Consider the following 21,095-nt stretch of genomic DNA (forward strand, 5'->3'; position numbering starts at 1 on the left):
CCGATCGGCCGGTGGCGGGAAGTGGGCATGTGCCACCCTCGCTTCCGTCCTGACCCCTAGACTGGCATGCCGTGATGCTCTCGTGATCCATTTCGATAATGTCACCAAGGTCTACGCGAACCAGAACCGGCCCGCTCTCGACCACGTCTCCGTCGACGTGGACAAGGGCGAGTTCGTGTTCCTCGTCGGTCCCTCGGGATCAGGCAAGTCCACGTTCCTGCGCCTGATCCTCAAGGAGGAGCGGCCCAACTCCGGGGCGATCCACGTCGCCGGCAAGGATCTGGCCCGCCTGTCCAACTTCAAGGTGCCGCACCTGCGCCGCCGCATCGGCTGCGTGTTCCAGGACTTCAGGCTGCTCCCGAACAAGAACGTCTACGAAAATGTGGCGTTCGCCCTCGAGGTCATCGGTAAGCCCCGGCGGTTCATCCGCAAGGTGGTGCCCGAGGTCATCGAGCTGGTCGGCCTGGAAGGCAAGGCCCACCGCATGCCCGACGAGCTGTCCGGCGGCGAGCAGCAGCGCGTCGCCATGGCCCGCGCGTTCGTCAACCGGCCGATGATCCTGCTGGCCGACGAGCCCACGGGCAACATCGACCCCGCGACGAGCATCGGCATCATGAAGGTGCTCGACCGCATCAACAGGACTGGCACCACGGTCGTCATGGCCACGCACGACGCGGCCATCGTCGACTCCATGCGTAAGCGTGTCGTGGAGCTGGAGGACGGCAAGATCGTCCGTGACCAGTCGCGTGGCGTGTACGGCCAGGCGTACTGACAGGGAGCTGCAGACAAGACATGCGGGCGAATTTCATCTTCTCCGAGGTCTGGATCGGCCTCCGTCGCAACCTGACCATGACGATCGCGGTGATCATCACCGTGGCGGTCGGCATGGCGATGCTCGGCGTCGGCCTGATGATCAACAGTCAGGTCGGGCTGATGAAGAACTTCTGGGACGACAAGGTCGAAGTGTCGGTCTTCCTGTGTAAAAAGGGAACGGCCATGCCGGCCTGCAACGGCAAGGCGATCACGCCCGCGCAGACCAAGGCGCTCGAAGCGCACATCAAGGGCACCCAGGGTGTCAAGCAGGTGTTCTTCGAGAACGAGACGACCGCGTATGAGAATTTCAAGCAGTCGTTCTCGTCCAACAAGGCCCTCGTGGACGCCACCAAGGTGGAGGACCTGCCCCAGTCGTTCCGCATCGCGCTCAAGGATCCGGACAACTACGAGTCCGTCATCCAGGCGGTCACCGGGCAGCCCGGCGTCGCCCAGGTGATGGACCAGAAACAGCTGATCGCCCCGTTCTTCAGCATGCTCGACAAACTGGCCGTCGCCGCGCTCACCGTGGCGATCATCCTGGTGCTGGCGGCGGCGTTGCTGATCGGCAACACGGTCCGGCTGTCTGCGTTCAACCGGCGCAGAGAGACCGGCATCATGCGGCTGGTCGGCGCCTCCAACCTCTACATCCAGCTGCCGTTCGTCATGGAAGGCGTCATCGCCGGCCTGGTGGGCGGCGTGTTCGCGGCGGTCATCCTGATCGTGGCGAAGGTGTTCCTGTTCGACCAGATCGTCGGTTTCTTCGGCGGCGCCACGGCCCTGCTGGGCTGGAACGACGTGGCCCAGACGATCACGATCACCATGATCATCGGTGTCGTGATCTGTATCCTGGCCTCGTTCGTGACACTGCGGCGCTACCTGAGGGTGTAGCCGTGCACATGGGTCGTCCCCGCCCCGGTCGCCGGTAAAGTCGAACCATGCCACGTGAGACCGGGCGGAAGGTCATCGCCCAGAACAAACGTGCTCGGCACGACTACCACGTCGAGGACACTTTCGAGGCGGGTCTCGTGCTCCAGGGCACCGAGGTGAAGTCGCTCCGAGAGGGTCGCGCCTCGCTCGTCGACGGCTACGCCAGCATCGACGGGAACGAAGCGTGGCTGCTCAACGTGCACATCCCCGAATATTCGCAAGGGACGTGGACCAACCACGCGGCGCGCCGCAAGCGCAAGCTGCTGCTGCACCGCAAGGAGATCGAGAAGCTCGCCGCCAAGACGAAGGAGGGCGGGCTGACGATCGTGCCGCTGGTCCTCTACTTCAAGGACGGCCGGGCCAAGGTCGAGATCGGCATCGCCCGGGGCAAGAAAGACTGGGACAAGCGGCAGGCGCTGGCGGAGCAGCAGGCCAAGCGGGAGATGGCCCGGGCCCTGCGCGGCCGCAACCGATGAGACGGCGGCACCGCAACCGATGAGACGCGCCCGCCGCACCCTGGCCGCGACCGTCACCCTGGCGGTCGCGAGCACCACGCTGACCGGCTGCTTCGAGGAGCCATCGCCGCACGACGCGGTGCGTGACTTCCTCGTGGGCTGGCAGACCGAGGACTACGAGCTGGCCGCCGGCCGCACCGACGGCGATCCGGCGACCGTGCGCAAGGCGCTGGCCGACACCAAGCTGGAGCTCGACGCGGCCTCGTTCCGGTTCAAGATCACCAGCCTGGGCGTCGAGGGCGAGGAGTCCAAGGCCAACTTCCACGCCGAGGTCGACCTGGGCGAGAACAACCCCCTGTGGGAATACGACGGGGTGCTGCCGCTGCACCTGGTCGACGGGATGTGGCGGGTGCGCTGGTCGCCGTCGGTGCTGCATCCGCAGCTCAAGCAGGGCCAGCGCTTCGCGGTCGACACCGAGCCCAACGCGCGCATGCCGGTCGTCGACAAGGCCGGCGACCCGCTGCAGAGCGACACCGTCCTCTACGTGGCCGGCGTCTACCCGGCCAAGCTGGGCGACCGGGCCGAAGAGGTGGTCGCGCGGCTGTCCGAGGTCACCGGCTATGCCCAGGACCGGCTGCTCAGCCGGGTCAGGTCGTCGCCGCCGGAGAAGTTCGTGCAGCTGGTGACGTTCGGGGGCTCGCGCTACCAGTCGATGCAGCCGAAGCTCGACGCCATCCCCGGGATCGAGGTCCAGTCGCAGGACCAGCCGGTCAACCCCGATCCGCCCCGGCAGATCGTGGGCAGCGTGAGCGCGCTCACCCCCGAGACCGAGCAGAAGCTGGGCGGCCCGCAGCGCGCCGGCGACTCGGTCGGCAAGAGCGGGCTGCAGCAGGCCTACCAGGACTACCTGACCGGCTCGACCGAGACCAAGGTCGTCATCCTCGACCTCAAGACCGGCAAGGAGGTCGCCCAGCTCAAGGAGTGGCCCGGCCGCCAGAACGTCTCGGTGAAGACCACGATCGACCGGGCCGCGCAGCAGGCGGCCGAGCAGGCGGTGGCCGACACCGAGACGAGCGCGCTGGTCGCGGTGCAGCGCAACACGGGCGAGATCCTCGCGGTCGGCACCAAGGGGCTGCACCAGGAGCGTGACGCGCTGGCGGGCAAGTTCCCGGCCGGCACGGCGTTCTCCATCGTGGCCGCCGACGCGCTGCTCAAGGGCGGCGTCAGCCCCAAGCAGCGGCTGGCCTGCCCGCAGGAGCGCACGGTGGGCGGGGCCAAGTTCGTGCACGTCGGCCAGACCACGGGGGTCACGACGTCGGCCACGTTCCAGGAACACTTCGCCAAGGGCTGCGTGACCGCGCTGGCCTCCCTGGCCCGCCGCGTCTCGGCCGGCGACCTCGACCGCAGCGCCCAGGGCTTCGGCATCGGGCAGCCTTGGCGGCTGCCGCTGAAGTCGTTCAGCGGGGCCCGTCCCGCGCTGTCCAGCGACGCCGACAAGGCCAAGGCCATCGCGGGCCAGAACGTCCAGGTGAGCCCGCTCAGCATGGCCCTGGTGGCGGCCACGGTCGCCTCGGGCACCTGGCGGCCGCCCGTGCTGGTGACCGAGCCCAAGACGGCCGACCCGGCGGCAGAGCCGGCTCCGGCCGCCCAGCCCGCGCCGATCCCGATGGACCCGAAAGTCCGCGCGACGCTGACGGCGATGATGCGGGCCGGCGCCGCCGGCACCCTCGCCCAGGCGGGCAAGGGCAAGGTCTACGGCGTCACGGCGTCCGCCGGCGACCAGCAGACCTGGTTCGTCGGCTGGCAGGGCGATGTGGCCCTCGCGGTGCTGGCGAAGAACTACAACGCCGGGGCCGTCGCGGGCAGCTTCTTCACGGACCTCGGCAGCTCTTCGTGAATTAGTCGCTACGCGGAGCAACCATTCGCGGGCCCGGTTGCGTCTTACCTGATGACTGGGCCCGCTCGGGGGGTTGCGGTCCCAGTCGCCGTGATGAGACAGGACTTCATCTCGGGGGAAGTCCTGCCGTCCGGACCGGCTCGACCCTGCCGGTCGGCCCCCGGGAGCGTGTGCCTCTGCGCCGCGCTCCCGGGGGTTTCGCCGTTCGGAATTAAGTTGGCGTTGAGGGCGTTATCCACTGTAGATTCATGTTGCTCGCCGTCGGGGCTCCGGTCCCAGGGCGTGTTGACAACTGCACAGGGGGTGACTGGCTTCGACTTTGGCCTTGCAAGCCAGGTGAAGCGGGCCGAGGACTGCGGACATAACCTCGTTAATCCTGTGACCGCAAACAACAAGTGCCAATTCCAAGAGCACTGTGGCTGCCAGGGACTCCCTGGCGCTCGCTGCCTAAGTAGCGAAACCACTGTCAGCCCGGGAGTGCCTTCGGCCCGGTGTCTGGCATCGTTAGAAGGCTCAACCGTTCGACCCGGCCACGGGGAAGATCGGGAAATCCAACAGTGGCTGAGCCCGTCGGCGACTCGCCTGCGTGATCGCCGGGGCTGAGAAAAGCACAGCAGGCTGCGCCCGGAGAAGCCCTGACTTGGGGTTGAAGGACGCGGGTTCGATTCCCGCCACCTCCACCATCACAGACCGTCTCTTACCTGCGGAAACCTCGCAGGAAAGGGGCGGTTTCGTGTTTGTTGGGGGCACGCGCCTGCCAGAGCAGGACCTCCTCACGAGGGTGATTCGCCCGCCCATGCGTTCGGCATGCGCTCCGTCCCCAGACTGGAGCCGTTCACCGTTCCTCCCGCATCCAGCGGACGCCGAACCATGGAGAGGCCATGACAGCGATCGTGCCCGAGCACAATCTCGACGAGATCGTCGCGCAGATCCGCGCCGAGGAGTCGGCCGCGGACTTCGACACGTCGGAGACCGCGTTCAGCGAGCTGGCCGGGGTCTCCCCGGAGGACCTGCAGCAGTTCCTGGAGGAGAAGGTCGGGCTGTCGCCCGACGAGGGCATCCAGGGCAGCTTCACCGGCATCATCGTCACCGCCGGGGTGCACTGCTAGATGGTCCCGCAGTCAGGGGCTGACGAGCTCCTGCGCGCCCGGACGCTGGGTTTCCACATCCCGCGTCCGGGTCGGCGTAGCGCGCCCCGCCAGACGCAGCAGGTCGACCACCGCGGCCCGGAGCTCGCCCCGGTGTTCACGGCGCTGGGCATCGATCCGGATCGGGTGGTCCGGGTCAGCCGGCGCGTCTCGCGGCGGCTCGTGCTGATGGTCGAACTCGCCGACGGAAGCGCTCAGCTCCTGAAATGGCCGGACACGGACACCGAGCACGACCACGACTACGAGTACGTGATGCTGAGCCTGATCGACCGGCTCGATCTGCCGGCCAGGACCCGGGCCGCGCTGCCGCGCCTGCTCGCCGCCGACCCCCGGAGCGGGGCCATCGCGCTGGACGTGATGCGGGACTGCGTACGCCTGAGCGACGTGATCAGGGACACCCACGTGGTGGACACCGCGTACCTGGTCCATCTGGCCGCGGCGATGGCGGGGCTGCACCGCACGCCGATCGGGGAGGCGTACGCCGAGTACCCCGACTGGCTGCTGCGTCCGCCGGTGCCGAAGTCGACGATCCCCACGCCGCACGAGTTCGCCCATGGCTGCGGCATCGACTTCGACGCGTACCTGCGCACGATGCAGGCGCTCGGGCCGGACTTCCTGGAGATTCACGCCGGCTGGCGGCCGGACAGCCTGATCCACTTCGACCTGCGTGACGACAACGTCCTGCTGGCCCGGGACCCGCGGGCGTCCGCGCCCGTCCGCGTCATCGACTGGGAGGCCGCCGGGTTCGGCGACCCGTGCTTCGACCTCGGCACCGTGGTGGGCCAGTTCCTCGCCGCTGCCCTGCGCCGCCACGGCGACCCGGACGGACCCCGCGCGGCGCGGCACAACATCCGCGCCTTCCTCCGTGCCTACCGGCGGCTCGCCGAGCAGGAGCACGCGGACGAGGAGCGGATCTTCCGATACGCGGGCATCCTCCTGCTGGTCCAGGCGGTGAGCCGGTTGCAGCTCCTGGGCGCCCTCGGCCGGATCGGCCATCTCTGCCTGCTGTACGGCAAGCAGCTCATCCGAAATCCCGCCCCGGAGGCCATCCTGCGATGACGGACGAGCCGGACAACCCCTATCTCCACTTTTTCCGTGAGATCGCGGAGGAAGTGGTGATCAAGGACGCCTTCACCTTCACCCACCCACGGTTGGGGATCTTGGAGCCGCCACGCGACATGGCCGCCGGGGACGGTCATCCGGTGGTCACCTACCTGGCGAAGCTCATCTATCTGTCGTACTACGCGGGGGACGACGCGGCCGCGCGGATCCTCATGGACGGCGGCAAGGCCGTCGCCACCATCCCCGACTACGAGGACTACGCCTTCAGCGAGCAGCTGCACGGTCACAACACCGGACGCGGGCATCTCACCCCCGGCTGGCGGATCACCGGGCACGACGGGCAGGGCTTCCTGGTGCACGCGGAGGGCATCACGCTTCGCGCCACCCCGCAGGAGCTGGTCGCGACCGGACCGGACGGCGAGCTGACGGTGGGCGCGCCGGTGTCGGTGCGGTTCCCGCCGAGCATGCGCTACGCCCTGCTCGGCTGGTACCTGGCCATCGGCGATCAGGGTGTGGCCGAAAGCGAGGACGGGCTGGTCCGCGTCTACTTCAGCCTGGACGGGCACTCCGGCGCCCCCGTCCTGATGAAGGCGGTCACCTCGACGCTCAACACGCTGGAGATCCCCTTCCAGTTCAAGATGGCCAACCACCCGGCCGCCTACGCCCGGCGCGACGCCGGAGTGCTCTTCCTGAGCTCGGAGGCGTGGTCGCGGCACCGGACGATCCTGCTGGAGATGTGCGCGGAGGTCCGCGCCGTCCTGCGCGACGACTATCCGAGGCTGGCGTTGCCGCTGGCGTTCGGGGTCTCCTTCGCCGTCGAGCCCCGGGTGCCCGGACGCCTGCTGAGCTTCGGCGAACACCGCTGCCTGCTCGTCGCCGAGGCGCTGGTCGAGGCGCACGAGCGGGGGGTGGGTGACGCGGACGGCCGGCTGGCCGCCATCCGCGACCGCTACGAGCGCGAGGGGCTGAGCGTGGAGGCGCCGTACGCCGAGCCGGTGTCGGTGTCGTGAGCGGGATGACCGAGGCGGCCGGCCGGACGGCCGACCTCGCGGAAAGCGGCACCGGCCGCACGCCCGTCGAAGGTCTCGTGCACGGTGGCACCGGTCGCACGCCCCCGGCCGTCGGAGGTCTCGTGCGGAGCATGGATGGGCCGTTCGTGCTCCGGGTCTGCGTGCGCACCCCGTCCGGTTACCGCTGGGCGGAACAGGACAAGCAGCGCAACCCGTGTTACCTGGACGCGCGCGGGCTCGGCGCGCTGCGCGCCGTGCTGCCCCAGGACGCCGCCGTGCTCGCCGCCGTCCCCACGCTCTCCGCCTCCGGCCTGGCCACGTGGCCTGCGCTGCCCACCCCCGCGCTGCTCTGCGACCGGGCGTACGGCGCCGGGCGCGGCGACCTCGAACGCGTCTGCCGGGCACTGGGCGGTTTTCTCGCCCTGCTGCACGCCGCGCCGCCGGCCGACCTGCCGCGCCGCTCCGCCCCGGCCTGGCTGCCCGAGGGATCGCAGGCGGCCAGGGAGGTCGAGGCCGTACGGCGTCGGCTGAAGGGTGGACGGCTCGCCCGCGCCGCTGCGGGTATCACCCCGTTCACCGGTGACCCCGTGGTCGTGCACGGCCGGTTCTCGACAGGCGTGTGCGCCGACACCGACCGGCCGGCGGTGCTCGGCTGGCGGGAGGCGGGGCTCGGCGACCCCCTGCGTGATCTGGCCTTCTTCCTGGCCGAGCTGGTCGAAGCGGCCGCGCTCGTCGAGCTGGCGGACGACCCGGCGGCGATGGCGTTCCTCGACGGGTACGGCGCGGTGCCCGAGGCCGATCGGCTGGTGGGTCTCGTCGCCGATCGGCTGCTGGAGCACTGCGCCCAGAGCACGCTGTGGCGGCCCGCGCGTCAGGCCGCCGGGGGTGGCCCGGACGGTGGCCCGGACGTGGCGCTGCCGCGGCTGGAGGCGTACTGGCGGCGGTTCGCGACGGCGGTGACGGCGTGACCCGGCCTTCGACCGAGCCCGAGACCGACGCCGAGACCGACGCCGAGACCGACGCCGGGGCCGACGCCGGGAGCCGTCTCGACCTGAGCGGGGTGCGGCTGCTGGTCTGTGTCTCCGGATCGGTCGCGGCGCTGGCGGTGCCGCACATCCTGCTCTGGCTGACGGGCCGGCTCGGGCTGGGACGGATCAGGGTGTTGCTGACGCCGATGGCGCTGCGGCTGGTCACCAAGGACTCGTTCCGGCGGGTCGTCGGCTGCGAGGTGATGTGCGACTGGGACGACCTCCCCCTGGAGGATCGCTCCCACGTGTCCGTCGCCCGGTGGGCGCAGGTGGCCCTGGTGCTGCCGGCCACCGCGGACCTGGTCGGCAAGCTCGCCCACGGCATCGCGGACGACCTCGTCAGCTCCACGCTCATGGCCGTGTCGTGCCCCACCGTCGTCGTGCCCTCCACCAGCGAGACGACCTGGAACAAACCGGTCATGCGGCGCAACATCGCGCAACTCAGAGCCGACGGCCTCGAAGTGGTGGAGCCGCGGACGGGTCACTCGCTCGCCACCGACGCGGACGAGAAGGGCTCGATGGGCGACTACCTGCCGCCGCTGATCGCCGCTCTGGCCGAGGCCGCAAGCAGTGAGAACAGGAGGAAGCTTTGACCCTGACGCCCGGCGTGACGCTGCGTCGTGTCCCCGAACTGCTGGTCGAGGTGGAGAGCTCCCATCGGGTGCGGGTCCACCACGACCGGCGGATCTGGGAGTTCGGCCCGCACGCGCTGTCTCTCCTCGACGTGTTCTACGAGCCCGTGACCGTCGCCGAGGCCCTGCGGCGGCTTCGCCCGCGGCTCAAGGGCAGGCGCGCCGTCGACGAGCTGCTCACGACGCTCACCACCATGGCCAGGGCCGGACTGCTCACCCCCGACCCGGCCGAGGGCCACTCGGAGCTGATGTTCCCCATCGGCGGGTACGGACAGACGTACCTGGACATCACGATGCTCGACGACCCGGTCCGCAAGACGCTGTTCCTCAAGGCCATCGACGAGGTGGTCGGGCCGGACGACGTGGTCCTCGACCTCGGCACCGGCTGCGGTGTCCTGGCCGTCGCGGCGGCCCGCGCCGGCGCCAGGCACGTGTACGCCGTCGAGCCCGCGCGCACCGGCGACATCGCCGCCCGCGTGGTCGAGCGCAACGGCTTCGCCGACCGGGTCACGATCGTGCGCGGCTGGTCCACCACCACCGAACTGCCCGAGAAGGCGACCGTCCTGACCACCGACATCATCGGCAACGACGGCCTGGACATGGTCATCTGGGAGAACCTCCAGGACGCGCGGCGGCGCCTGCTCACCGACGACGCCCGCCTGATCCCCGGCTCGCTGCGCGCCAAGATCTACCTCGCCCACATGCCGGACGGCTTCCGCTCCCGGCACCGGATCCTGCCCGCGCACATCGTGCGCTGGCAGAGCCGCTACGGCATCGACTTCTCGCCGATGCTGGAGGGCAACCTCTCCCGTTCGGCCGGCTTCTACGAACGCCCCGAGCACGTGCGGGACTGGGAGCCGCTCTCGGATCCCGTGCCCCTGTTCACGGTCGACCTGCACCAGGACGTACGGCACTTCGAGAACGAGGTGAGCGTGCCCGTCACCAGGGCGGGCCTGTTCAACACCGCGCTCGTCTACTTCGAGGCGCGGCTCGGTCCCACCACCGTGCTCTCCACGGCTCCCTGGGACGGCGGCGAGAAGAGCCACTGGTACTGCGCCGGCTGGGCCTTCCCCGAGGAGATCAAGGTCGCGCCCGGAGACCTGATCACGCTGAGCTACCGGTACGAGGGCGACGGCCGGGCGCGGGTCGAACTCGTCCAGAAAGACGAGGAATCATGAAACTGCGCACCAACGTGCCCAAGGTCAACGGCCACGGCGTGCACCGGGAGATCACCGCCGAGGAGACCTGGTCGCGCGTGGAGCCGCATCTCCTGCGGGCGGGCGTCACCCGGGTCGCCGACATCACCTGGCTGGACCGGATCGGCATCCCCGTCTACAACGCGATCTCCCCGCGCTCCAACGACATCATCTCCGTCTACAACGGCAAGGGCATGACCCCGTTGCAGGCCAAGACCTCGGCCGTGATGGAGGCCATGGAGCGCTTCTCCGCGTGGCTGCCCCGCATGCCCGCCGTCATCGCCTCGTACCGGGAGCTGCGCGCCGAGGGGCGCAGCGCGATGCACCCCGCCGAATACCTGCTGGAGCCGGCCCCGCACTACTCCGACGACCTGCCCATCTCCTGGGCGCAGGGCCACGACCTGCTCTCCGGCGAACCGGTCCTGGTCCCCCAGGACGCGGCCGGCTACGTGGCCAAGTACCACGAGGCGCCCTGCTACCGCATCACCACCACCAACGGGCTCGCCTCCGGCAACAGCCTGGAGGAAGCGATCTGCCACGCGCTGTGCGAGGTGATCGAGCGCGACGCCATCACCATCTCCGAGTTGCTGAGCACGAAGCTCGGCCGGGTGCTGGAGGGGGACGACCGCGCGGGGCACACGTCCGCGATCACCGGCTGGCTCAGGGAGCAGCACCCGCACGTGGACATCGGCACGCTGCCGCCGCGGGCCAAGGAACTGGTCGCCCGCGTCCACGACGCGCGGCTGGAGATGCGGGTCGTCCAGCTGACCAACGACATCGGCGTGCCGACCTTTGCGGCGGCGACCACCGAGGCGCTGACGGCCACCTCGGCGCACAACCACGCCGGCTTCGGCACCCACCCTGACGCCGAGGTCGCGATCGTGCGGGCGATCAGCGAGTGCGCCCAGGGACGCGCGGTGGACATCCAGGCCATGCGGGAGGACATCTCCCTCCCGGGCACGAAGGTGCCCAAGCACATGCTGCACGTGCACCGGTCGGCGACCGTGGACGAGAACGGCTGGCTCTGGAAGCCGGCGAACAAGATCCTCGACGCCCGGGAGATCTCCTCATGGCGGCACGGGGACGTGATGGACGACGTGCGCTTCATGCTCGACCGCCTCCGGGCGATCGGGATGACCCGGGCCATCGTGGTCGACCTGTCCCCGCCGCAGATCCCGGTCTCCGTGGTCCGGCTGCTGGTGCCCGGGCTGGAGTCCTGGGGCGTCGATCACAGCAGGCTGGGCCGCCGGGCCGCCACCGCGTGGAACCGTGCCGTCCGCACGGCCGCCGAGCTCGACCGCCGCCTGTCCATCGTCGAGGCGGGCTGACCGCCATGACCCCCACGACCGCCATCACCGCAGAAAGGAATGCCATGCGCGCAGCGGTCTTTCTCGGGCCGAGCCTGAGCCCGGCCCTCGCGGCGAAGGAGCTCGACGCGGAGTACCTGCCGCCGATCCAGCGCGGCGACATCGACGCCCTGCTGAGCCGGCCTGTGCCGCCCGAAGCGATCGGCATCGTGGACGGCCGGTTCCTGTCGTCGCTGTCGATCTCGCCGAAGGAGGTTCTCTCCGCCGTCGACCAGGGCGTACGCGTATATGGATCGTCCAGCATGGGCGCCCTGCGCGCCGTGGAGTGCGCTCCCTGGGGCATGATCGGCATCGGCAGGATCTACGAGGCGTACGCGTCCGGGGCCGTCGACGCGGACGACGAGGTGGCGATCGTCTACGACGAGGAGACCGGGGCGGCCGCGTCCGATCCCATGATCAATCTTCGGTTCGCGGTCGAAGCGGCGGTAGAACGCGGGCTGGTCACGGCCGGGACGGGAGCGGTCTTCATCGACGCGGCCAAGAAGCTGTACTTCCCCGACCGCACCGCGCGCAACGTGTTGCGGGTCGTCGAGCCCGCTCTGCCCGCCGGCGAGCACGAGGCGCTCACCCGGTTCTTCGCCGCCGGGGCGCCCGACACCAAGGCCGACGACGCCCGGCTGCTGCTCGGCGCGATCAGGGAGTACCTGGGATGAGCGACCGTCCCGCGACGCGGCACGACCGGCTCGCCCGCTTTCGCGCCGACGGATTCCTCTTCCCCGTCGACCTGCTGGAGCGTGAGGAGGCGCGGGAGTACGCCACCGCGCTGCGGACCTATCGCGAGATCACCCGGCGGGCCGGCGGGCTGCTGCGGCAGCGCTGGAACTATCCCAAGATCCACCTGCTCACGCGATGGGCCGACGCGCTGGTGCACCACGAGGCGGCGGTGGATCTCGCCGAGAGCCTGATCGGCCCCGATCTCCTGGTGTGGTCCACCAACATCTTCGAGCGGCCCGAGCACAGCCCTGCCCGCCTGGCCTGGCACCAGGACGCCCCCTACTACGGATGGGAGGGCTTCGAGGGCCGAGCGATCCGGGTCTGGATCGCTCTCACCCCTACGAGCAGGGCGAACGGCACGATGGTGTACTGCCGCGGATCGCACGCGGGCGGGCTGGTGCCGCACGGCTTCACCGGCTCCTCCATGAACGATCTCCTCCAGGGCGAGCGGGCCGACTACGAGATCGCGCGGGAGGACGTGGTGAGCGTGGACCTCGAACCCGGGCAGTGCGCCGTGCACACCCCCGCCACCGTCCACAGCTCGGGACCCAGCACGGGCGAGACGGAGCGGCTCTGCTTCGCCGTCGACTACATCGATCCCGCCGTGCGGCCCGTCCACGGCGCCGACAGCGCGCTGCTGGTGCGTGGCGAGGACCGTCACGGGTACTACGTCCCCGAGCAGCGCCCTGCCGCGGACTTCGCCCCTGAGGCGCTGCGCGGCTTTCGCGCCGCGGTGAGGATGCGGGACGCCCGGCTGGTCGCGGTCATGCGCGAAGCTCACGCCGGGCGGGCCGGGTGACCGGCTGGCAGGTCGTGGTCAAGGACGGCTTCCGCACCACCAGGACGGGGCTCGCGCCTCCGTGGGCGGCGCGCGGTCTGATGCGATCAGGGCTGCCACCGGCGACGGATCCCGTCGAGCGATGGTTCCCCGCCGTCATCGACCAGGGAGAACACCCGTTGTGCACCTCCGCGGTGGTCACCGCCATGGCCTCCTACTACGCCAGACGGGCCGAGGGGCGCGAGTTCGAGCCCTCGGTGCTCTTCAACTACCGCCTCTCCCGTGGGCTCGGCGGGGATCCCGACCGAGACGGCTCGCACATCCTCTTCAGCCTTGCCGCCTGGGCGCGCCACGGCTTGGCGGACGAGGCGAGCTGGCCTTTGGACCCGGGCCGGCTCAACGAGGACCCGCCCGAGGAGGCGTACCCGCCGAGCGCGCCGCGGCTGCAGTTCCGGCGGCTCGCGGATGACGGGGGTGATGCGGGGGACACGGTACGGGGGGAAAGGCTCGTCACGCTGCTGAAGGAGCCGCTCGCGGTGGGCGTGCCCGTCGTCTTCGAGGTCACGCTGCACCTCTCGACGGCCAGGTCGTTCGCCGACGGGATCCTTCCGGTCCCGCGTGCCGGGGAGGCGCTGCTCGGTGCGCACGTGGTGCTGCTCGTCGGCTATGACGACCACCGGCCGTGCGGGCCCGGGCTCACCGGCGCGTTCCGGGTGCGCAACAGCTGGGGGCCGGGGTGGGGCGACGACGGCTACGGGTGGCTGCCGTACGCGTTCGTCCGTCGAGGGCCGGTCCGCGACAGCTGGCTGGCGATCGAGCCGGGCTGGACGACCGCGTTTCCCGACGTACCGGCCGATGATCGGGCACCGGCGTCCAGCGGATCGGTTCCCCTGCCGCCGGCGGGTCACGACCGGTCAGCGCACCGTGAGAGAGTCCCGCTTCGGCCAGATGACCCTCCGCGCGCCGGCGTCGTCGCGGTCCAGGACGGCGCGGTGCAGCCGGTTCAGCTCCTCGCTCGGCTCCACCCCCAGCTCCTTGGCCAGGATGTCACGCAGCTCACGGTAGGTGCGCAGGGCCTTCTCGACGTCCCCGGAGCGGTGGAAGGCGTAGATCAACTGCGCCCATGCGCCCTCCCGGTAGGGGTGGTCGGCCAGCAGGGCCCTCAGCTCGGGAATGACGAGCCGGTGCTCCCCACGCTGCAGCCGGACCGCGATCAGATCCTCGTGCGTGATCAACCGCAGGTCGTTGAACGCGTCGAGCTGGGCGAGCAGCCGGCCGGATCCGGCGATGTCGCAACCGCCGGCCGGGCCGTGCCAGAGCTCCAGGGCCAGCTTCAGCAGGTGGATGGCTGACTCGGGGTTGTCCTCGCGCCGCATGGTCTGCGCGCGGGCGATCAGCCGGAGGAAGACGTCGGCGTCCAGCTCCATCTCCCCGACGCGCAGGAGGTACGCGCCGCCTCCGCCCTCGCCGCTCCCTTTCCGCGACTCCAGCCGGATCCGCGACGGGTCCACCGCGCTGAGGCAACGACGCAGGCGGGAGGCGTACGTGCGCAGGTTGGAACGGTATCCGGCCGGCGGCTCGTCCCAGAGCAGTCCGGCCAGCGCGGTGTGGGCGACGAACCTGTTGGGCCGCAGCAGCAGGGCGGCCAGCAGACCGCGTACGCGATGCTCGGAAAGCTGCTCTTCTGCCGTCTTCCGCGCGGCTTCCCGCTGGGTCAGCACGCCGACGGGGCCCAGGATCGTGAAGATCACGGTGCGACACGCGCAGGCGTCGCGGGCCGGCGCGGAGATCCGATCGATGAAGCCTTCGTCGTCAGGAGACACCTCTGTCTTTGTCGGCATTCCCGTTGCTCCGGCCGGGATCGCGGCGGATGCGCGATGCGCCCCCACACCGGTGTTTTCCGCGAGCCTACGGTCGTCCACCCGGGCGCACTATCCGAAGAGCGCCCATGCGCGTTCGCTTGCCGGACACCTTGTGGTGCCGAGGGGTGTGGCGGGTGGGGGACAATAGGTCACAGAACTGCCACTCCGTAACCAAATATTGCTGTACGTGTGCTTAGGTGTTCCCCTGACAAGTCGTGTGCGGAGTGGGGTTGAAGGGTGTCAAGGTACGACTGGCGTCACTCGGTGTTCGCACCGGTGGTGGGCCTGCTGGTGTCCGCCGTCCTGATGGTGGCGGGAGCGGTCGAAGCGCTGCTGGAGTTCGTGGGCGCCACCACGGCCCCGGCGGCGGCGGAGCTCGTGGTCACACTCGTCATCGCGGTGTTCCTGATCACGGTGCTCAGGATCGCGAGGGCCGTACCGGACATCCGGCGGGAGGATGAGGCGACCGAGCGGGCCAAGACCAACATCGGGTCGGTGAAGCCGAACGAGGACACGCTGGTGGCCCGGCGGCTCAAGCTCTTCAAGGAGGCGGCCGAGGCCGGGAACGACTGCGAGTCCGTGCTGAGCGCCCGCTCGGCGCTGGACGAGAGCGAGATGACCAACAAGCATCATCTCGACCACGCGCTCATCTGGGCCCTGCCGGTGTTCGGGTTCATCGGCACCGCGCTGACCATGGCCGCGATGGTGAGCTCGTTCTCCAACGCTCTCGACAGCCGCGGCGACCCCGGCGTGCTGATCACGGCGCTCAAGCAGCACGTGCTGCCCGAGCTGGCGTCCGCGTTCGGCGTCACCATGATCGCGCTGTTCCTGAGCGTGCTCGCGTTCGGTGCGATGGCCCTGGTCGAGCGGGCCGAGCGGGCCGCGGTGGTGGAGGCCGACGAGGTCTTCCTGATCTACATCGCGCGCCTGCCCGCCAAGCAGACCGGCCCCGCGCTGCAGGGGCTGACGCGCGAGCTGTCCCACATCCAGGGGCTCGCCCGCGAGATGGGCAACATGCAGGGGCTCACCCAGGAGCTGGCGCTGTCCAGGGGCGGCACCGAGGAACTGATCAAGGGCATGGACGCGCTGCGTACGGCGGTCGAGCGGCTGAGCGCCGCCGAGACCCGGCCGCAGAAGTACACGCTGGTGAGGGAACCGTGAGGAGGCGGCCGCCCAGGTCGTTCGCACCACCGCTCGACCTGCGCTTCATCGACCTGTTCATGGCCATCGTGCTCGCGCTGTCGTTCGTGGCGATCATGCTCACCGTGGTGGCCCGCATGCTGCCCACGGAGAACGCCACGCCGCCCGCCCGCGAGCAGAAGACCGTGGCGCAGCTCGAACGGGAGCTCGACGCCGCCGTCCAGGCCCAGCGTCAGGCCGAGACCGAGCTGCGCACCACGCGCGAGCAGATCGCCGAGCAGAACGCCTTCGCCCTGCCGTGGTGGCTGATCGGGTTCTGCGCCCTGCTCGGTGTGCTGACCGTGTTCATGAACTGGCGGGTCCGGCTGTGGAACAACGGCAACCTGCCCCGGCTGCGCAGCTGGCTGCTGGTCACTCTGGTGGTGGCGGTGGTCACGGTGGTGATCAGGTCGCTGAGCGACGGCCAGGGGTACCTGCTGCTCGCCGAGATCCCCTGGTGGGCGGCCGACATCCTGTGTCTCGGGCTGATGCTGGTCGCGCACGTGCTGATCTCCGACATCCGGGACCGGCACGCCGCGCTGGGCGCCATCAGGAAGCGGACGACACGCGAGCCGGTGCCCGAGCGTCGCTGACGTACGTGGTCGGCGGGCACTCGCGGGCACTCGGTGGGGGAGCCGGCGGCGCTCAGTGGGCGCAGCCGGCGTACTCGTCGAGGCGGCGCAGCATCGCCACCAGCATGAGCGGGAACATCGCCACGTGCGAGACGGTCATGAGGACGCCGCCGTCGATGATCCCCAGCCACAGCATGGGGAAGAGTGGCACGATCGGCGCGAACATGATCCCGCACATCTCCAGCGTCGGCGCCCAGCGGTGCCCGCGCCACCGCATCCACGCGGCCATGCCCACGGACATGTCGAACGCCATCGCGAGGTACCAGAGCTCCGGCTGCTCGACGTGGGAGACGCCGAGGCCGACGGCGGACCTGAGCATGCCGAGCGCGAACATCCCGACGAACATCGCGATGATCATCTCGACGTAGTGGAGGGCGAATCTGCCCCAGCGGCGGCCTGACTTGGGGGTGGTCGTCGTCGTCATGCTCCGACTGTGGCCGGAGCCCGCCGGGGAGGCCAAGGAAGGCGGCTGAGGAGGTCCGGAAACTTGGGATCCACGTCCTTCGGACCTACAGTCGGGGTCATGGAGCCGAGACGGGTCGTGGTGGTGGCGTATGAGGCGGCGGAGTTACTGGAGGTCGCCTCCATCAGCACGACGCTGGAGAGTGCCAACTGGCACGGCGCCCGGCCCTACTACGAATACCGTGTGGCGACCCCCGGCGGCCACCCCGTCACCACCGCGACGGCGCTGACCCTGCACGCCCAGCTCGCCCTCGAACGCGTCACAGGGCCGCTCGACACGCTCGTGGTGGCGGGCGGGATCGGCCACGAGGACGCCGCCGCCAACCCGCTGATCGTCGGTCACGTGCGGCGGCTGGCCCGCGAGAGCCGGCGCGTGGCCTCCGTCTGCACGGGTTCCTTCGTCCTGGCCGCGGCCGGGCTGCTCGACGGGCGGCGCACCACCACCCACTGGGACCAGGCGCAGCGGATGGCCGCCAGCTACCCCAACGTGATCGTCGACCCCGACCCGATCTTCATCAGGGACGGCAACGTCGCCACCTCGGCCGGCATCACCGCCGCGCTCGATCTCACCCTGGCCTTCGTCGAGGAGGACAACGGCACCGGACTGGCCAGGACCGTCGCCCGCAACCTGGTCACCTACCTGCAGCGGCCCGGCAACCAGGCGCAGATGAGCATGTTCGTCGACGCGCCGTCCCCGGCCAACAGCCTGGTCAAACGGACGATCGACTACATCTCCGCCCACCTGCGCGACGACCTCACCACGCCCGCGCTGGCGGCCGAGGCGGGCGTCAGCGAGCGGCACCTGACCCGGCTGTTCCTCAAGCATCTCGGGCTGACGCCGGGCCGCTACGTCAGGCAGGCCCGTACCGAGGCCGCCGCGCACCTGCTCGCCTCCACGTCGCTGCCGATGGCGGCGGTGGCGGTGCGCTGCGGGTTCGGCACGGCGGAGACGCTGCGGCAGGCGTTCATCGACCGGTACGGCATCCCGCCCTCCCGCTACCGCCTGGCCCAGGCGCCCGCGGTCGGATGATTCCGGCTCATCACCTCGAATCTGGCTAATGTGTCTGCGATGAACGGAGACCGGGTCATAGGCGGGTACGCGCTGCGGCGCCTGCTCGGCCAGGGCGGCATGGGTGAGGTGCACCTCGCCGCCACGCCCACCGGTGGCCTGGCCGCGGTCAAGCTCATCCACCCGGCGCTGGCCCGCGACCCGGCGTTCAGGCGGCGCTTCGAACGGGAGGTGGCGGCGGCCCAGCGGGTGGCCAGGTTCTGCACCGCGCCGGTGCTCGACGCCGGGATCGACGGGGGCGTCGCCTACCTGGTCACCGAGTACGTCAAGGGTCCCGACCTGGCCCAGGCCGTCCGCGACCAGGGGCCCCTGTCGGGCGGCAACCTGGAGGCGCTGGCCGTCGGCATCGCGACCGCGCTGAGCGCCATCCACGGGGCCGGGGTGATCCACCGTGACCTGAAGCCCTCCAACGTGCTGCTCTCGCCGCTCGGGCCCCGGGTGATCGACTTCGGCATCGCGCAGATCGTCGACCAGGATGGCCTGGCCAGCCAGGCCATCCTCGGGACGCCCGCGTTCATGGCGCCCGAGCAGGTGCGCGGCGACCCGCTCACCCCCGCCGCCGACGTGTTCGCGTGGGGCGGGGTGATCGCGTACGCCGGGACCGGGCGGCTGCCGTTCGGGGGCGGGGCGCCTGGGGAGGTGCTGTACCGGATCGCGCACGAGCATCCGCGACTGGACGGGCTGGACGACGGCATCCGGGGGGTGGTGGAACGCACCCTGGCCAAGGACGCGCGGGTCCGGCCTACGGCGCAGCAGTTGCTGGGAGAGCTGGTGGGAGGGACGCGGCTGGCGGCGGCGACGGAGGTGGTGGAACGCACGTGGACGGAGTCGATCACAGCCGACGTCCGTCCCCCGGCCGCCCCGGGACCGTCCGGGGCTGGGAATGCTCATGCCGGCCCGCGACCGCCAGCCGACCCGCGAGCGGCCGGGGCTGGTGCGTCTGGGCCCGTCGGATCAGGGCCTGCCGGGTCGGGGTCTGTTGGGGCCGGGACCGCTGTGCTCGGGGCGGGGAGCGGGCGGCTCGACGGGGCTGAGGGCGGCGGGGCGGGTGCCGGTCGTGGGGATGTGGGCGAGGCGCCGGGGCGGCGGCGGAGGCGGTGGTCGCCGTGGGCCGTCGGGGCGAGTGCGCTGCTGGTCACCGCCGTCGTCGTCGCCGTGAACGTGCCGGGCCTCACCCGGCAGACCTGGCCGTACGAGGCGGGCTTCGAGTCCTGGGACACCGGCGCGTCCGAGGGCGGTGACGCCCGCCTGGACGGCTCCGGCTACCGGCTCACCGTCAAGCCGGGCTGGCGCCTGTGGAAGTCGGCGCCCGTGCGCGAGCCGGTGAACGGCGTGATCGTCAGCGCGAAGGCCACCCTGGAGCAGGGCGCGGGTGAGTACGGCGTGTGGTGCCACGGGGCGGCCGGCTCGGGCGACCGCTACGAGTTCGGGGTGAGCGGCGAGGGCAAGGTCACGATCGTCAAGCGCCGTTCGGGCGCCGAGGCGAAGGTTCTGTACGGCCCCACGAACACGCCGAAGACGGCCACCAACCGCGTGGTGGCGGAGTGCGGCCGGAGCGGGGGCAAGGTGACGCTGCGGATGTGGCTGAACGAGACCCTGGTCGGCGAGGCGTCCGACGCCGACGACCCCCACGGCCCCGGCGAGACAGGCGTCTACGCGGCCCCGTCACCCGAACAGCCCACCACCACCGGCTCAGGCGTCCAGGGCAGCCCACATCCCGGCGGCACGAAGTCTGCCGGCGCGCGGTTCGTCGGCATCGGATCCGGCGGTACGAGGCCTGGTGTCGTGCGGTCCGGTGGGGCCGGGGCCGGGGTGGGGGTGGGTGCCGGTGTTGAGGCCATACAGGTGCGGTTCGAGTCCTTCGCCGTCAGACCGGCGACCGGCACGTGAGGTCGCAGGTGCGGTTCGCGGTGCTGGGGCCGTTGCGGATCGACGGGGGTCAGGCTCCGGGTCCCGCCAAGCACCGGACGCTGCTGGCCGCGTTGCTGCTGTCGGCACGGGAGCAGGTGCCGGTTGATCGGCTGATGTCCGTGGTCTGGGACGACCGGCCGCCGGCGTCGGCGGAGTCGGTGTTACGCGTGTACGTGAGCGCCCTGCGCAAGGTCGTGGACGGGATCCGTACCGTGCCGGGCGGTTACCTGCTCGACGTGGAGCGGGACGACGTGGACTGTCACCGGTTCGAGCGGATGGTCGGCGAGGCCAGGCGGGCGCGGGCGGAGGGCCGGGTGGCGCAGGCGGCCGGCGGCTTCGGGGCGGCTCTGGGGTTGTGGCGGGGGCAGGCGTTGGCGGACGTGGAGTCGTCGGTGCTGCGCCGGACGTACGGCGTACCGCTGGAGGAGTTGCGTCTGACCGCTCTGGAGGAGCGGGTGGAGCTGGACCTGCGGCTGGGCCGGGGCGCCGAGGTGGTCGGCGAGCTCCGGGCGCTGGTCGGGGCGCATCCGCTGCGTGAGCGTGCCTGGGTACGCCTCATCGAGGCGCTGCACCAGGCCGGGCGCAGGTCGGAGGCGCTGTCCGCCTACCAGGACGCGCGCCGGACGCTGGTGGAGGAGCTGGGCCTGGAGCCCGGCGCCGAGCTGGTCGCCGCCCACCAGCGCGTGCTGAACGACGCCCCGGACGCGGGCACGGGCCTGCCCGGCCCGGGAGGAGGTCCTGCCCGGGATGGCGGTCCTGGAGTGGAGCAGGGGTCCTGGGGTGGTTCAGGTGTGGGGCGGGGGCCGCGAGGTGTGGGGCGGGAGGGGGTGGTCAATGAGTTGCCGCCGGATATATCCGACTTCGCCGGGCGGGAGCCGGTGCTCGGGTGGATCGCGGCGATGGCGGGGGAGCGGGCCGCCGCACCCGTGCACCTGGTCCTGCACGGCCCGCCC

At 70.8% G+C, this 21,095-nt stretch carries 20 protein-coding genes, 1 other RNA gene and 1 pseudogene; 20 read left to right on the plus strand and 2 right to left on the minus strand.

Annotated elements, in window-relative coordinates:
* The first annotated feature begins 82 nt into the window (after window positions 1-82).
* The 15 genes and pseudogenes from ftsE to ABFX54_RS56855 all read left to right on the plus strand — a co-directional run.
* Window positions 83-772, plus strand: coding sequence for a cell division ATP-binding protein FtsE (ftsE, locus tag ABFX54_RS07525; RefSeq protein WP_091079803.1), 690 nt, complete (start codon window positions 83-85; stop codon window positions 770-772).
* A 20-nt stretch (window positions 773-792) separates the two neighbouring features.
* Entirely contained in the window at window positions 793-1,701 is a 909-nt protein-coding gene (gene ftsX / locus ABFX54_RS07530; RefSeq protein ID WP_346102599.1) for a permease-like cell division protein FtsX, read from the plus strand.
* A 47-nt stretch (window positions 1,702-1,748) separates the two neighbouring features.
* Window positions 1,749-2,216 (plus strand): SsrA-binding protein SmpB, encoded by a 468-nt coding sequence (gene smpB, locus ABFX54_RS07535; RefSeq protein ID WP_106236735.1) that lies wholly within the window; start codon window positions 1,749-1,751, stop codon window positions 2,214-2,216.
* A gap of 19 nt (window positions 2,217-2,235) precedes the next feature.
* On the plus strand, window positions 2,236-4,092 hold the full coding sequence (locus ABFX54_RS07540) for a penicillin-binding transpeptidase domain-containing protein (protein WP_346102602.1): 1,857 nt from the start codon (window positions 2,236-2,238) through the stop codon (window positions 4,090-4,092).
* 299 nt (window positions 4,093-4,391) lie between these two features.
* Window positions 4,392-4,775: a transfer-messenger RNA gene (gene ssrA, locus ABFX54_RS07545) on the plus strand.
* 198 nt (window positions 4,776-4,973) lie between these two features.
* Window positions 4,974-5,201, plus strand: coding sequence for a thioviridamide family RiPP peptide (tvaA, locus tag ABFX54_RS07550; protein WP_346102604.1), 228 nt, complete (start codon window positions 4,974-4,976; stop codon window positions 5,199-5,201).
* A complete protein-coding gene (locus tag ABFX54_RS07555; RefSeq protein WP_346102605.1) occupies window positions 5,202-6,299 on the plus strand; it encodes a phosphotransferase family protein in 1,098 nt (365 codons plus the stop codon).
* Window positions 6,296-7,312, plus strand: coding sequence for a T3SS effector HopA1 family protein (locus ABFX54_RS07560; RefSeq protein ID WP_346102607.1), 1,017 nt, complete (start codon window positions 6,296-6,298; stop codon window positions 7,310-7,312). Before ABFX54_RS07555 ends, ABFX54_RS07560 begins: the two co-directional genes overlap by 4 nt.
* Window positions 7,313-7,317: 5 nt before the next feature.
* A complete protein-coding gene (locus ABFX54_RS07565; RefSeq protein ID WP_346102634.1) occupies window positions 7,318-8,280 on the plus strand; it encodes a phosphotransferase family protein in 963 nt (320 codons plus the stop codon).
* Window positions 8,277-8,933, plus strand: coding sequence for a flavoprotein (locus ABFX54_RS07570; protein WP_346102608.1), 657 nt, complete (start codon window positions 8,277-8,279; stop codon window positions 8,931-8,933). Before ABFX54_RS07565 ends, ABFX54_RS07570 begins: the two co-directional genes overlap by 4 nt.
* Entirely contained in the window at window positions 8,930-10,150 is a 1,221-nt protein-coding gene (locus ABFX54_RS07575; RefSeq protein WP_346102610.1) for a 50S ribosomal protein L11 methyltransferase, read from the plus strand. Before ABFX54_RS07570 ends, ABFX54_RS07575 begins: the two co-directional genes overlap by 4 nt.
* On the plus strand, window positions 10,147-11,496 hold the full coding sequence (locus tag ABFX54_RS07580) for a YcaO-like family protein (protein ID WP_346102612.1): 1,350 nt from the start codon (window positions 10,147-10,149) through the stop codon (window positions 11,494-11,496). The genes ABFX54_RS07575 and ABFX54_RS07580 overlap by 4 nt, the downstream gene beginning before the upstream one ends.
* Before the next feature lie 44 nt (window positions 11,497-11,540).
* Entirely contained in the window at window positions 11,541-12,188 is a 648-nt protein-coding gene (locus tag ABFX54_RS07585) for a TfuA-like protein (RefSeq protein WP_346102614.1), read from the plus strand.
* The gene (locus ABFX54_RS07590) at window positions 12,185-13,048 is read left to right on the plus strand and encodes a phytanoyl-CoA dioxygenase family protein (RefSeq protein WP_346102616.1); all 864 of its coding nucleotides are present in this window, start codon (window positions 12,185-12,187) and stop codon (window positions 13,046-13,048) included. Before ABFX54_RS07585 ends, ABFX54_RS07590 begins: the two co-directional genes overlap by 4 nt.
* Before the next feature lie 185 nt (window positions 13,049-13,233).
* Window positions 13,234-13,773, plus strand: a pseudogene (locus ABFX54_RS56855) (hypothetical protein); the annotation flags it as partial.
* A 168-nt stretch (window positions 13,774-13,941) separates the two neighbouring features.
* Here the strand turns inward: ABFX54_RS56855 and ABFX54_RS07595 are convergent.
* Entirely contained in the window at window positions 13,942-14,868 is a 927-nt protein-coding gene (locus tag ABFX54_RS07595) for an AfsR/SARP family transcriptional regulator (RefSeq protein ID WP_346102618.1), read from the minus strand.
* Window positions 14,869-15,153: 285 nt separating this feature from the next.
* Here ABFX54_RS07595 and ABFX54_RS07600 point away from each other — a divergent pair, with 285 nt between their 5' ends.
* Together ABFX54_RS07600 and ABFX54_RS07605 are read left to right on the plus strand one after the other, a co-directional pair.
* Window positions 15,154-16,050: a hypothetical protein gene (locus ABFX54_RS07600; protein ID WP_346102619.1), complete on the plus strand. Its 897-nt coding sequence runs from the start codon at window positions 15,154-15,156 to the stop codon at window positions 16,048-16,050.
* On the plus strand, window positions 16,047-16,661 hold the full coding sequence (locus ABFX54_RS07605) for a hypothetical protein (protein WP_346102621.1): 615 nt from the start codon (window positions 16,047-16,049) through the stop codon (window positions 16,659-16,661). The genes ABFX54_RS07600 and ABFX54_RS07605 overlap by 4 nt, the downstream gene beginning before the upstream one ends.
* 52 nt (window positions 16,662-16,713) lie before the next feature.
* On the opposite strand, the gene ABFX54_RS07610 is transcribed toward ABFX54_RS07605, so the two are convergent.
* Window positions 16,714-17,124 carry a hypothetical protein gene (locus tag ABFX54_RS07610; RefSeq protein WP_346102623.1) on the minus strand — a complete coding sequence of 137 codons (411 nt, stop codon included), beginning with the start codon at window positions 17,122-17,124 and terminating at the stop codon, window positions 16,714-16,716.
* A 99-nt stretch (window positions 17,125-17,223) separates the two neighbouring features.
* Between ABFX54_RS07610 and ABFX54_RS07615 the strand changes: the two genes are divergently transcribed.
* The 3 genes from ABFX54_RS07615 to ABFX54_RS07625 all read left to right on the plus strand — a co-directional run.
* Window positions 17,224-18,192, plus strand: a complete 969-nt coding sequence (locus tag ABFX54_RS07615) for a GlxA family transcriptional regulator (RefSeq protein WP_346102625.1) — start codon at window positions 17,224-17,226, stop codon at window positions 18,190-18,192.
* A 39-nt stretch (window positions 18,193-18,231) separates the two neighbouring features.
* Window positions 18,232-20,121 carry a serine/threonine-protein kinase gene (locus ABFX54_RS07620; RefSeq protein ID WP_346102627.1) on the plus strand — a complete coding sequence of 630 codons (1,890 nt, stop codon included), beginning with the start codon at window positions 18,232-18,234 and terminating at the stop codon, window positions 20,119-20,121.
* Window positions 20,118-21,095 (plus strand): AfsR/SARP family transcriptional regulator (locus ABFX54_RS07625; RefSeq protein ID WP_346102628.1); only part of this gene is annotated, 978 nt, incomplete at its 3' end. The genes ABFX54_RS07620 and ABFX54_RS07625, both read left to right, overlap by 4 nt.

Origin of the sequence: Nonomuraea maheshkhaliensis (assembly GCF_039529435.1) — a bacterium.
Taxonomy (GTDB): domain Bacteria; phylum Actinomycetota; class Actinomycetes; order Streptosporangiales; family Streptosporangiaceae; genus Nonomuraea; species Nonomuraea maheshkhaliensis.

Bases quoted from the DNA above. Each gene is read 5' to 3' on its own strand.
- ftsX (WP_346102599.1), top strand. From the start codon at position 793: ATGCGGGCGAATTTCATCTTCTCCGAGGTCTGGATCGGCCTCCGTCGC.
- smpB (WP_106236735.1), top strand. From the start codon at position 1,749: ATGCCACGTGAGACCGGGCGGAAGGTCATCGCCCAGAACAAACGTGCT.
- ABFX54_RS07540 (WP_346102602.1), top strand. From the start codon at position 2,236: ATGAGACGCGCCCGCCGCACCCTGGCCGCGACCGTCACCCTGGCGGTC.
- tvaA (WP_346102604.1), top strand. From the start codon at position 4,974: ATGACAGCGATCGTGCCCGAGCACAATCTCGACGAGATCGTCGCGCAG.
- ABFX54_RS07555 (WP_346102605.1), top strand. From the start codon at position 5,202: ATGGTCCCGCAGTCAGGGGCTGACGAGCTCCTGCGCGCCCGGACGCTG.
- ABFX54_RS07560 (WP_346102607.1), top strand. From the start codon at position 6,296: ATGACGGACGAGCCGGACAACCCCTATCTCCACTTTTTCCGTGAGATC.
- ABFX54_RS07565 (WP_346102634.1), top strand. From the start codon at position 7,318: ATGACCGAGGCGGCCGGCCGGACGGCCGACCTCGCGGAAAGCGGCACC.
- ABFX54_RS07580 (WP_346102612.1), top strand. From the start codon at position 10,147: ATGAAACTGCGCACCAACGTGCCCAAGGTCAACGGCCACGGCGTGCAC.
- ABFX54_RS07585 (WP_346102614.1), top strand. From the start codon at position 11,541: ATGCGCGCAGCGGTCTTTCTCGGGCCGAGCCTGAGCCCGGCCCTCGCG.
- ABFX54_RS07590 (WP_346102616.1), top strand. From the start codon at position 12,185: ATGAGCGACCGTCCCGCGACGCGGCACGACCGGCTCGCCCGCTTTCGC.
- ABFX54_RS07595 (WP_346102618.1), bottom strand. From the start codon at position 14,868: ATGCCGACAAAGACAGAGGTGTCTCCTGACGACGAAGGCTTCATCGAT.
- ABFX54_RS07610 (WP_346102623.1), bottom strand. From the start codon at position 17,124: ATGACGACGACGACCACCCCCAAGTCAGGCCGCCGCTGGGGCAGATTC.
- ABFX54_RS07615 (WP_346102625.1), top strand. From the start codon at position 17,224: ATGGAGCCGAGACGGGTCGTGGTGGTGGCGTATGAGGCGGCGGAGTTA.
- ABFX54_RS07620 (WP_346102627.1), top strand. From the start codon at position 18,232: ATGAACGGAGACCGGGTCATAGGCGGGTACGCGCTGCGGCGCCTGCTC.